10 protein-coding genes, 1 pseudogene and 1 riboswitch are annotated in these 11,160 nt (G+C 44.9%); of the genes and pseudogenes, 1 reads left to right on the forward strand and 10 read right to left on the reverse strand.

The genetic code is table 11. The features are described from left to right. Window positions 1–11 precede the first annotated feature (11 nt). The 10 genes and pseudogenes from tenA to AB4585_RS19005 form a co-directional block, all read right to left on the reverse strand. Window positions 12–692, reverse strand: coding sequence for a thiaminase II (tenA, locus tag AB4585_RS18960; RefSeq protein ID WP_372170582.1), 681 nt, complete (start codon window positions 690–692; stop codon window positions 12–14). 8 nt (window positions 693–700) lie between these two features. Then, window positions 701–1,657: an ABC transporter substrate-binding protein gene (locus AB4585_RS18965; RefSeq protein WP_372170584.1), complete on the reverse strand. Its 957-nt coding sequence runs from the start codon at window positions 1,655–1,657 to the stop codon at window positions 701–703. Window positions 1,658–1,777: 120 nt separating this feature from the next. Then, a pseudogene (locus AB4585_RS18970) lies at window positions 1,778–2,512 on the reverse strand (ABC transporter permease); the annotation flags it as partial. Between the two features lie 73 nt (window positions 2,513–2,585). Further along, on the reverse strand, window positions 2,586–3,344 hold the full coding sequence (locus tag AB4585_RS18975) for an ABC transporter ATP-binding protein (RefSeq protein WP_102428984.1): 759 nt from the start codon (window positions 3,342–3,344) through the stop codon (window positions 2,586–2,588). Beyond that, complete coding sequence (gene thiD, locus AB4585_RS18980) at window positions 3,334–4,218, reverse strand: bifunctional hydroxymethylpyrimidine kinase/phosphomethylpyrimidine kinase (protein WP_017064402.1); 885 nt, start codon at window positions 4,216–4,218, stop codon at window positions 3,334–3,336. The genes AB4585_RS18975 and thiD overlap by 11 nt, the downstream gene beginning before the upstream one ends. A 98-nt stretch (window positions 4,219–4,316) precedes the next feature. Beyond that, window positions 4,317–4,428: riboswitch (TPP riboswitch) on the reverse strand. Between the two features lie 98 nt (window positions 4,429–4,526). Then, complete coding sequence (locus AB4585_RS18985; RefSeq protein WP_372152933.1) at window positions 4,527–5,444, reverse strand: DMT family transporter; 918 nt, start codon at window positions 5,442–5,444, stop codon at window positions 4,527–4,529. A 77-nt stretch (window positions 5,445–5,521) separates the two neighbouring features. Then, window positions 5,522–6,262, reverse strand: a complete 741-nt coding sequence (locus tag AB4585_RS18990; RefSeq protein ID WP_372154411.1) for a helix-turn-helix domain-containing protein — start codon at window positions 6,260–6,262, stop codon at window positions 5,522–5,524. Window positions 6,263–6,436: 174 nt separating this feature from the next. Further along, window positions 6,437–7,465, reverse strand: a complete 1,029-nt coding sequence (locus AB4585_RS18995; protein ID WP_136974469.1) for a DUF4382 domain-containing protein — start codon at window positions 7,463–7,465, stop codon at window positions 6,437–6,439. Window positions 7,466–7,883: 418 nt separating this feature from the next. Then, the gene (locus AB4585_RS19000; RefSeq protein WP_004731647.1) at window positions 7,884–8,135 is read right to left on the reverse strand and encodes a DUF2999 family protein; all 252 of its coding nucleotides are present in this window, start codon (window positions 8,133–8,135) and stop codon (window positions 7,884–7,886) included. 107 nt (window positions 8,136–8,242) lie between these two features. Then, window positions 8,243–9,340: a YdcF family protein gene (locus tag AB4585_RS19005; protein WP_017061919.1), complete on the reverse strand. Its 1,098-nt coding sequence runs from the start codon at window positions 9,338–9,340 to the stop codon at window positions 8,243–8,245. 497 nt (window positions 9,341–9,837) lie between these two features. Between AB4585_RS19005 and AB4585_RS19010 the strand changes: the two genes are divergently transcribed. Then, a complete protein-coding gene (locus tag AB4585_RS19010) occupies window positions 9,838–10,518 on the forward strand; it encodes a glutathione S-transferase family protein (protein WP_017061920.1) in 681 nt (226 codons plus the stop codon). The last annotated feature ends 642 nt before the right edge of the window (window positions 10,519–11,160 follow it).

Raw genomic sequence — 11,160 nt, forward strand, 5'->3', positions numbered from 1 at the left:
GAAAGTCGCTTTTAAGCCGCTGTTGAATCATCAAGAGCGTTCAGCCCTTGCTGCCAAAAAGCCACTTCCATACGCGTTGCGGTTTTGAAGATATGAACGATGTTCTGACCGCGTTCGCTGTTGATATCAATTTCAGCAAGCAACTGATTGAAGTATTCCGCGCCCGTTGCTACGCCAGACTGGAACTCTTCACTGCCATACAGTTGCAGCCAGCTTGCGTATGGGTTGCCTTCCAAAACAGTATCACTGCTTTCTAACAGCGCTTTACAAATCACGGCATAACCGATTGAACACGGAGCCAGTGCCGCATATAAGTCGACAAGATCACCCGTCATACCCGCATCTAGAACGTAGCGCGTGTAGGCAACAGTGCCGAAATCTTCAGGTTCGTTTTCTAAATCCGATTCGGTTAAACCCCACTGACCACAGTAAGTCACATGGTGAGAGATTTCAGAATCTAGCAACGCATGAACACTTGGCAGTGCACGACGCATATCAGCCAAGGTTTTAGCCTTGTAAATTGCCAATGCATAAGCGCGGGCATACTGCTTTAAAAACAGAAAATCTTGCTTCAAGTAATGCAGAAAACACGGCTGAGCGAGTGTGCTGTTTGCCAGCGTTTTAACAAAATCATGCTCGGTGTAGTCTTGCCAATCTTGTTGACAGGCTTGGATTAAGTCTTGGTATTTCATGAGATTCCTTAGTCAAAAGTCGGTACGTAGTCAGCGGCTTTCGGTAGTGATTTGATAATGCCTTTGTCGAACATGAATTGTGCGTAATCGTCGTAACGCTTTAGGTCGACAGCAGAAGGGCGAAGTGCAAAACGAGTCAGCGTATCGTTCCATGCGCGTTGGTTAAGCTCGTTGTTCAACGTATCTGGTGAATACGCAACAAACTCGCTCCATGACTCTTTTGGGTGGTTCACGATGTAAGTTGTTGCTTGTTCCAATGCTTTGTTGAACGCTTTGATCGCTTCATCATCGTGCTGCTTTGCGTTCGCAACAAAGATCAGCTCATCGTAAGCTGGCACACCGTGCTCTTCTGGGAAGAATGCTTTTGCTTTAAAACCTTCAAGGGCTAGCTGGTTAGTTTCGAAGTTACGTAGGCCACCCCAGATTGCATCTACCTTTCCCGATGCCAATGAAGATGAAAGTGCCCAACCGACATTGATGGTTTGCACGTCTGTAAATGCAACATTTTCTTGAGCTAGCATGGTACCGATAGTCGCTTCTTCGTTACCCGCAATCGCGATACCGATCTTCTTGCCTTTCAGATCCGCTAGCGAATCGTTCTTGCCGTTATCCAGTACCATTAGTGTGTTTAGTGGCGTCGCGATAAGGGTTGATGCACGAACTAAAGGAAGGCCCGCTGCCACATCCATGGTTAAACTTGGTTGGTAAGTTACCGCTAAATCGACCTTACCTGCTGCGACCAGTTTCGCTGGCGTGCTTGGGTCTGCTGGTTCTTGGATTTCAACCTCTAAGCCTTGGTCAGCGAAGTAGCCACGCTCTTGAGCGATCACAATCGGGCCGTGGTTCGGGTTTACAAACCAATCCAACATCAATGTCAGTTTCTTTTGTTCAGAGTCCGCTAGAGCATGACCTGAAACTAACGAAGCAAGCAGTGCCACTGCACCTACCAATTTGGTATTTTTCATAGTTAACCTTTCCTTTTGAATATTATTATTGTGTTTATAGAGCTCATTTTTAACGAGCTATTGTTGAGATAAATAGCGTTGAGCGAAGCCTTATTAAACAAAGTGTTATTGAGCAAGCCATTACTGGTTCTCCCAAGGGATAGCTTTTTTGAGTAACTTGTCTATGATGAAGTAGAGCGAGATAGACAGCACCGCCAAGATGAACAAGGCAGCAAACATCTCATCAATGATCATGCGCGCGTTGGCCTGCAGCATTAGGTAACCTAACCCTTCACTCGAACCAACCCATTCCCCGACTACGGCACCAATTGGCGCAATCACCACCGCTACACGAATGCCAGACGCTAAGGTTGGCAGTGCAGCAGGAAGTTGGATATGGCGGAGCAGTTGCCATTTCGATGCACCCATCGTTTTGGCAAGATCGAGATAGCCTGTCGGTGTATTGCGCAGACCGTCGTAACAACAAGTGGTTACTGGGAAGAAGATAATGATCGCCGCCATCACCACTTTTGAGGCGATGCCATAACCAAGCCACAGCATCAATACTGGCGCGATCGCAAATACAGGGATAGCTTGGCTGGCAATTAAGATAGGCAATAACCAACGTTTTAACGGATCAAACATCAACATCTGCAGAGCGAAAAATAGCCCCATAGACAATCCGAGTAACAAGCCAAGTAGGACCTCTTGCGCAGTCACCCATGTGTGTTTGAGTAACACATCGTAACGTTCAATCAGCTTTAAAAAGACTTCTGCAGGCGCTGGCAAAATGAAGCTCGGCATCTCGAAGACAACCACAACTAACTGCCATAAACCGAGAATCACAGCACTGCTGATAAGCAAACGAACAACAGGATTCATCTGACGAGGGCGTGCAGTGGTAGTCTGTGCGTTAGTTGAATGAGCCACAGTTTCGCTTCGCGTTAGATCATTCATAATCACGCTCCAACTGATCTAAGATCGCTTGTTGTAACTCAGCACATTCACCATCTAACACTCTTGGTGTGGCAGTGAGAGGCACAGATAAAGACTGAGCGTTCGCCGGTGTGCCTTGCAACACATACAAATTGTCCGCCAAACGCACCGCTTCTTGTGGGTCATGGGTGATCAACACAACGGTTTTATCTCTCAACAGCTCACACGCTAAGCTCTGTAGTTTGTGTCTCGTTACCGCATCCAGCGCAGAGAACGGCTCATCCATCAGCACCACTGGCTTGTCTTGCATTAAAGTTCGAGCCAAAGCGACACGTTGACGCATACCACCAGACAACTGATCCGGCATCGCATTCGCATAATCAGCCAAACCAACCGCAGCGAGCAACTCGAGTGCTTGATTGGTTTGCAGTGCTTTGTCAGAAGCTGAATTTTGAAAACGATGACTCAGACATACATTGTCGATAACCGACAGCCACGGCAGTAACAAATCCTGCTGCGCCATGTAAGCGATGCGATCCGTTAAAGGCAATTCATCAGAGGTTGTCAATGTTCCCTGCCACTCCACCTTGTCGTCCAACAAGCCTGCCAGATAACGCAATACCGTGGTTTTCCCGCAGCCACTTCGACCTAGCAATACCGTCCACTTACCTGCGTTTAAGCTAAGCGACAATCCCGATAAGGTTGCGTGCTCACTGTCGTTATAACGTAAAGAGGCATTGCTGAGCTGAACACCCACCGTATTAACGGACATTCCCGTGCCCAGCGAAGAAGTGATTTACGGGCCCATGACCTTGGCCGACTTGCAACTCATCAGCATGAGCAATCGCGCGCGAAATGTATTGTTTGCCTAGCTCAACAGCCTCTGACAGCGTGTTGCCTTGCGCTAAGAAAGAAGCAATAGCAGATGAAAGCGTACAACCCGTACCGTGGGTGTTTTTGGTAGGAAAACGCTTCGCACTAATCAAAGCAGACGTGGTTGGCAGAATCAGTAAGTCGTTACTGTTCTCATCCTTCTCTAAATGACCGCCTTTGAGAAGAACGGCTTTAGCACCTAGTGCACGCAGGTCTTCAATCATATCCTGCATTTCGGCTTCGCTTTCAGGCACAGCTTTGCCCGTTAGTGCTGCGCCTTCCGGCAAGTTAGGCGTAATGATGTCTGCGAGCGGAATCAGTTCTTGTTTTAGCGTGGTGATCGCCGAGTTTTCTAAAAGAAGGTCGCCACTTGTCGCCACCATGACAGGGTCAATCACTAGGTGTTTAGGTTGGTATTGTTTGATTTTGTCCGCGACGACTTTGATGATTTGCGAATCCGCCAACATGCCGACTTTTACCGCCACGATATTCAAATCGGTAAACACTGCATCTAACTGACTAGCGACATGCTCTAGTGGGATTGGAAATATAGCGGACACGCCTTGGGTGTTCTGAGATGTAATCGCGGTAATTACCGAACAAGCGAAGCTACCCGTTGCAGACATGGCTTTAATATCAGCTTGAATGCCCGCGCCACCACCACTGTCAGAACCCGCAATGGTCAAAACAATCGGAGTATTGATCGAAGAAGATTGGTTTTCTGGTGTTTGAGTGCTGTTAGGTGATACTTGAGAATTGGAATGCTGTGTCATGGTCGCTCCTACTGTCTAAAAGACGTAAGAGAACCGAACTTTGGCCGCAAAGAGAGTGTGGAGGTGAAAGCAATGAGAGATCATTGTTGAACCACGTAGGCAAAGTAATCATAGTTCCCTACGCCAGTGTTAACTGAATCAGGTTCAACGGGTCTCGAATAACGATCTCAGCAAACACCAAATAAGGTATATGCCCCCCGACTATTGATAGCGATAGTAACAGCACTCTCACAACTGAGATACTGATTTTATTCAATCATAAGAATTACACATGAAAAAATTTCAATTAGGTCCAACAAAACAAATACTTATAACGTTCCTTTAGATGGCTTCGACTGTATCAACAAGCACAACACAATCAGAAACATACCTAGCCAGCCTGTAAACGGAATCAGCTCACCGACAATACACACGGCCAACACGGCGGCAACGACTGGCTCAAGTAAGGTAATCAAGTTGGCGCTACTCGCTGTGACATGGCGTAGCCCAAAACTGAAAGCGATATAGCCTAAACATTGAGGAAGTAACACCAAGTAACTCACCACCAATATATTGGTATTCGATGCGAACAAGTTATCCCCCGTAAACCAAAGCGTTGGCAGTAGCAACATCGCTCCTAGCCCAAATATGCTGCCCATCGCTGCTTGCGACTTAATGCCTTCGTCTATCAGAGCTTTTGTCGCCCATGAATAAATGGCGTAACACAACCCAGCAATCAACCCTAATCCAATGCCCAAAAGCTTCAGATCGTCACCAGAATCATTCGCTGATGATGATTCTGAAAATACCAGTAGCCCAATACCAACCACGCCAATGGCAAAGCTCGTTAACCAACGTTTGTTGATATTATTCTTTTTGCTAATAAGACACTCTAAAAGTGCAGAAAAGAAAGGAGCAGTAGCTATCGACACCACTGTGCCCATTGCGACACCCGATAACTTCATCGAAGAGTAAAAAGCCAGAGGATAGATCGCCAAAGCCAGCGCACTCGCCGCTAACAACTTTTTGTTGAGCAAAAGCTTATCAAGTGAAGATAAGATCTTTCGATACGCCAAGACTGCTTGCATTAAGCCGCCGACGCCCATTGAAAAAGCACCAATCGCTAATGGGCTGAGATCAGGCGCAAAGCTTGCGGCGGTGCCTGTCGTGCCCCATAAAACAGAAGCAAACACGATGGCTAAAGTGCCCGTTTGGAATTCGTTAACGCGATTGATGGCAAGATTCATTTCTATTACCTAGTCTATTTTCATTTCTGAAATAGATAATAGTGAACATATACTAAGTTGAGTTTGCCAAAAGGACGCTATTCTTGTTTTGGAAGACTCTCTTTCATCGAGCCCAAAAACGCCCTTGGAGACATGCCAAAGTGCTGAGAGAAGCGTCGACTGAATGCAGACAAGTCACTATAACCCACATTTTCTGCGACCAATTGAACGGGTAAATCGGTATGGCTAAGCAAGGCTTGAGCTTTCTCCATACGATAGCGAGTGATGTACTTAAGCGCACTGATTCCAATGCACTCTTTAAAGCGCTTCTTAAATTGAGTGGGGCTCAAGCAAGCCGTTTCTGCAAGTTGTGAAATGGATAACGGCTGCGTGTAATTATCCGCGATCAGCCTTTGTACCGCACGAATTCGAGGGTCGATGCTCTTGCTCACTTGTTGTTGTTCTAAAAGCAGTGAAAACACATCCAAGATAGATGACTCAATACCACTGTCTACTTGGTATTCCAACTGCTTTTCAACAAACAGCAAGAAGCTCATTAAAGGTGGCGTTATCGTGAAAACCGAGAGCTCATGCTCTAACAAGTGCTGCGGTAACTCTGCCATATCTGCGACAATAAACCGCGCTGCTTCATCCGCCTTAAACGCATGTGCTGTGGTTACCGGAATCACCACACATTCGCCCACCGCCACTTTACCGACATACCCCACCATTTCGATATTAATACTGCCTTGGATCGGCAATACCAGTTGATGATGGTCATCATGAGCATGGGTATTAAATTGCTTGGTGTAAGATCGAATGCTTAAGCTAGATTTCATGAGCAACGCCGGAGTACATTTCGCTAGGTTAAAGTAAGAGATACAAAGTTACATTATCACTTCCCTAGAGTCACACTCAATGATCATCAAATTCATGCTAACTAGGTGACATGATCAAAAACGGCCTCTAAATGAGAGGCCGTTTTTATTCGAATGCTTAATCACGTCAAAGATTTAAAACGATACTTGGTTATCCTGACCAACCACTACCTGAACACTATTTTGAACTTCATAAATGTCAAAACCATCAGCAACCGGATCAGCATTGTCTTCATCACTGTCGTGTTGCGCGGTACAGGTATAACCCAATGAGTAAGTACCTGGATCAATAAATCCCAGAGAGAACTCATAGTTAGTCTGTGCTTCATTCATTGCCACTGATGCTGAAGTAATCGGCTTCACCTCATCGGAACCGCCAATAGGCGCCATGTCAGCTTTGTCGACATTACCTTCATACAAGTACACCGACTGAACATAAGTATTATCATTTGTAGGGTTACAAGCTTCAAAAGTGGTACTCGAAACAGTACCTTCAATGTTTCCTGTCTCAACCGTATTGATAAGGCTTACAGACGTTCTTTGAATAGTGTAATCAGGGAAAGTCGAACTGTTCTTTAGGCCACGTCGAAGATCGAACTCGACAACAAAATCGTTACTCTGTTGGTTCACATTAAATGAATCATTAAAGTAAAGCACGCCAGCGTTATCTTCTTTACCAACACCTTGCGGGCACGCGCCATTACCTTTCACCGTTAACTCACGAATCGAGTCATCGTTTTCTACAACATAAGATGGATGTGTCGGGTGATCGCCATCATTCGCAAACACACATAGTTTATAGCTACCTACTGGAACTACCTCGTTTTCAATCAAAGGAAGTGCATCGCTTCCTTGGTAATCCAATAAATTGACACTTAATGGAATAGGATCTTCACCGTCTGGCAACGGGTCGCCATTTTCATCAACGTAATCACCGTTTTCGTCCGTTTTATACACGTCATACACTAGCGTTGTACCTCCCTGAATCGGAAGTAAAGCTACCTTGCTGAATGTCACCGTCACATCTTTAACATCATCGACGGGCGCATCACTCACACTCAAGGTAATGGGTGTCGTACTGCTTGATGATCCTGAGTCTCCGCCACAACCAACAAGCCCGGCCAACACAAGGCTAGCTAAAGCCGTTTCCTTTAAATATTTCATAACTCATTTCCTATAAAATCACTGCTCAATAAAGGGCTTATTTGAGTGCCCTCTTATTCTTTTTCTTGTTGTGACCCATAAATAAACAGCGCTATTGTTTGATGATCCCTACTATTCAGGGCATTCCTCATCCAAAAAACACTGTTCATCAAGGTGCACATATCAAGTCGCACATAGGTTAATTAAGTCTAGTAAGTAAATTGTCAGTAGCAACGCATGTTTGGCAAAAGTGCTGTCAATTGTGTTGAAATAGTCGTTGAGTAGAAAATGGGAAGCAGGGATTGAAAGCAACTTGATCAAAGTGAATAATCGCCACCAAGATCAAAAAAGGCCGTTAAGACAGCCTGTTGCTGAACTTAAACGACCTTTTCATTGAATTTTGATTAAGCTAATTCGATCTTAGCTCATTCAAATTCGCTTATTTTTGAAGTTGTTCTTTAGCCGCTTCAACCTTAGAGAAATCTAGGCCAAGCTCTTCAACGGCTTCTTTGATTAGCGCAGGGTTTTGCATTACCTGGCCCATCAGCATTTGAAGTTTATCTTGTGGTAAGCCAAGTTGGCTGATCGTCGCCATTGCTGCAAGAGGGTTCTCGGTCAACGTCTTGAATAGCTCGCTGATCTGCTCGTCGCTAATATTGTTCTCTTTCAACATTGCTAAAATCGGGTTCATTTTTTTGCCTTTGAAACACTAAATTAAGTAGGAGCACAGCATACCATCTAGCTGTGCTCGATTGTACTAGCAACTTATACTTTGCCTACTGTGAAGTAACCCTAAGCCTAGCGAGACTCTAATGGGTAAGAGCGGTAGCTCCACATACCATAGGTTCTAAGCGCATCTCGGTAGATACCTAGTAGCTCACCATCACTCGCCTTCTTAAGATCTGCGAGTGGCTTGTCTGGGTAAGAAACCGTATCAAAAGTAATGCCCTGAGGGCCGGTTTGCCAGCTAGCGATTTCAAACAGAGTTTGACCACGACGAACATGGCTTGCCGAGCTAATAATGGTCGCGTGCTTAATATCATGGCGAGCAAGTGCATAGCTACTGAATAAGGCATTGCCTACCGTGCTGGTCGCGTAATTCTCTTCGATGATGCGATCTTTGCTTACCCCTTTCTCGATAAGCCAATCCGCCATTAACTTACCTTCAGTCTTGTGGTTCTTGGGCACGCCACCCGTTAACACGATCATCGCATCTGAGTTCGCCTTAGCCATCGCCAATGTTGTCTCAAGACGCTCAATCAAAATTTGATGCATAGAGCCGTCTGGATTAAGCGCATAGCCCAAAGTGACAATCGCGCCATGATGATCAAGCAAGCCTTTATCCGCAGACTCTTTCAACGGTGTTTCTAACACGCGGTCGACCGTAGCAAAAATGCGTTTGATGTCTTCTGCTTTACCTTTGTTCAGGCTTTCCAGTTTCTCCATGTGCTTATTGGATTCACTTTCATTGCCTTCAAATCGCTGCCAAACCGCAAGGTAAGCATGAAGATCAACATCGTCTGGTGCAACCGTCAGCGCTTGCTCAAACAGCTCAATAGCGCGCTCTGCATTCTTGTTGTAGATCTGAGCGTTCGCTGCCGAGATAAGCAAATCAGTACGGTAAGGTTCTAGTTGGTAAGCTTCTAACAATCGGTTAGTCACAATTTCCATGTTGCTTGGCATTTTAGCCGTAAAGCCCGCGTGAGAAATTCTTGCCGGAGACTTAAACGCCTGCAACGCATCAAGAAGTAATTGGTCGACAACTTGTCGCTTAGTCACCAACTGCGCGTAATCCGCAGAAGCCTGTACTGCGCCGTCGTTAGCAGCAAAAGAATAAGGTGTTGCGCCAAAAGCCAGCATGCCACCAAGAGCGAGGGCGATAATGTTCTTTTTCATGAAAAGATCCTGTGTCGTTAAGTGTTCACATCAGATTTGCTCACCAATGTAAGTCCCTAAGATTAAAAAACCGTGAAGCACACCTTAATCTCTAACGTTTATATTCATTTGTTGCATAAGGTGTGGCAGCAGATCACGATTTTGAACTTACCAATAAGCCTGTGCATCCAGATAATTCTGGTTTGAACCAGTGCTCAACGTTTTTGTTGGAATATCTGACTGCGGATTTCATACGCCCTATCCCGCCAAAAACCACCCATCACAAATCCGAACTCCGCATAAAGCAACGAATCAAAAAAACCACTTTAAGCTCATTTTTTCAACAACTTAAAATCCAACACACTGAATCGCGCGATTTTACCCCTCGCTCAAATAACGAGGTCTTCAACACATAGAGTTGGAATGCGAGTCAGAAGATCTTCAAATAATTCAAAATCAACCATTGAACGATCGTTCAAGTGGTGCTTTAATAAATGACCAATACAAGGAGTTACCCCATGCTTAAGTTCTATTTTCACCAAACACCAAACCCAATGAAGATCGCTCTGTTTTTGGAAGAGACAGGCCTAGATTTTGAACTTGTTCCTGTCGATACCTTAAAGGGTGAGCAGCATTCACCGGAATATCGTTTAATCAATCCAAATGGCAAAACGCCTGCGATTGAAGATGAAGGACAACGTGTATTCGACTCTAACGCTATCCTTCTATATCTCTCAGAGAAAACAGGCAAGCTTGGCGGTCAGCCAGAAGACAGAGCTGAACTACTCTCTTGGATGATGTTTATCGCGAGTGGCCTTGGTCCATATTCAGGCCAATCGGTACACTTCCGCCATGCTGCACCAGCAGGCTTAGACTACGCTGTGAACCGATACCTACGTGAAGCACAACGTCACTACGAAGTGTTAGAGAAGCATATGGAAGGTCGTGAATTTATCGTAGGAAATGAGTACACCATTGTCGATGTCGCTGCATGGGGTTGGATTGACAAAGCACCAGTCGTGCTTGGTGAAGAAGGCCTAGAACCTTACCCGAACTTGAAGCGTTGGTTTAACGCAATCAACACTCGCCCTGCTGCACTGCGTGCTCGCGAAATCGGCAAAGGCATTGAGTTTAAAACCGAACGTGATGAAGAAGCAAAACGAGCACTGTTTCCTTCGAATTTCCCAATCAACGAATAATTCAGCATGAAGTAAACGATGTGGAGCGAAAGCTCATTACTGGGCGAGCTATCTAAAAATCAATAGTATTGTTTCTATTAACTGATACCACACTAGTTAAAATATCAATACTATTGATATAGCTATTGTAAGAACCCTTACCGACATCCGATGGTGTCTCTGTCGGTCGTGCCGGGGAAAAGTCCTGAATCAGTTACTCTAGATCGCAGCGAATTTGTAAAGCATATGTTAGGCATGAATTAAACTTCGACTACAAAGCATAAACTTATTTTCAAGATACCAAATGAAAAAACAATCATGTGACAATCAACTAAAGAGACGATAAATGAGTTTTACAAAGACTAATAGCATTTGAAAGTAATATTAATTTTTGAATGCTAATTCAAATAATTAGGCGTTCTGATAGTTTTGCTTTTTTCGTTAATATTCTAGGCAACAAAATGAGATCAGGCTGCCTTAGTGCTTTACTTGTTACAATATCTGGTACGTGCTATCTGTCTATAGGTTTTTCAGGACTTGAGAATCAGTTTGGTATGGTATGGGCAGGAGCTGCGTTAATCGTCTTAATCGTGTTTAATTTGACGCTGCCACTCTCTTTAGGCGCTTACTTTTATACTACAAGTAGGCGTTGTTGCCTAAATT

This window comes from Vibrio sp. 10N.222.49.C9, assembly GCF_041474985.1.
Lineage (GTDB): Bacteria > Pseudomonadota > Gammaproteobacteria > Enterobacterales > Vibrionaceae > Vibrio > Vibrio crassostreae_C.

Bases quoted from the DNA above. Each gene is read 5' to 3' on its own strand.
- AB4585_RS19010 (WP_017061920.1), top strand. From the start codon at position 9,838: ATGCTTAAGTTCTATTTTCACCAAACACCAAACCCAATGAAGATCGCT.
- AB4585_RS18975 (WP_102428984.1), bottom strand. From the start codon at position 3,344: ATGTCCGTTAATACGGTGGGTGTTCAGCTCAGCAATGCCTCTTTACGT.
- AB4585_RS18990 (WP_372154411.1), bottom strand. From the start codon at position 6,262: ATGAAATCTAGCTTAAGCATTCGATCTTACACCAAGCAATTTAATACC.
- AB4585_RS18965 (WP_372170584.1), bottom strand. From the start codon at position 1,657: ATGAAAAATACCAAATTGGTAGGTGCAGTGGCACTGCTTGCTTCGTTA.
- thiD (WP_017064402.1), bottom strand. From the start codon at position 4,218: ATGACACAGCATTCCAATTCTCAAGTATCACCTAACAGCACTCAAACA.
- AB4585_RS18985 (WP_372152933.1), bottom strand. From the start codon at position 5,444: ATGAATCTTGCCATCAATCGCGTTAACGAATTCCAAACGGGCACTTTA.
- tenA (WP_372170582.1), bottom strand. From the start codon at position 692: ATGAAATACCAAGACTTAATCCAAGCCTGTCAACAAGATTGGCAAGAC.
- AB4585_RS19000 (WP_004731647.1), bottom strand. From the start codon at position 8,135: ATGAACCCGATTTTAGCAATGTTGAAAGAGAACAATATTAGCGACGAG.
- AB4585_RS18995 (WP_136974469.1), bottom strand. From the start codon at position 7,465: ATGAAATATTTAAAGGAAACGGCTTTAGCTAGCCTTGTGTTGGCCGGG.
- AB4585_RS19005 (WP_017061919.1), bottom strand. From the start codon at position 9,340: ATGAAAAAGAACATTATCGCCCTCGCTCTTGGTGGCATGCTGGCTTTT.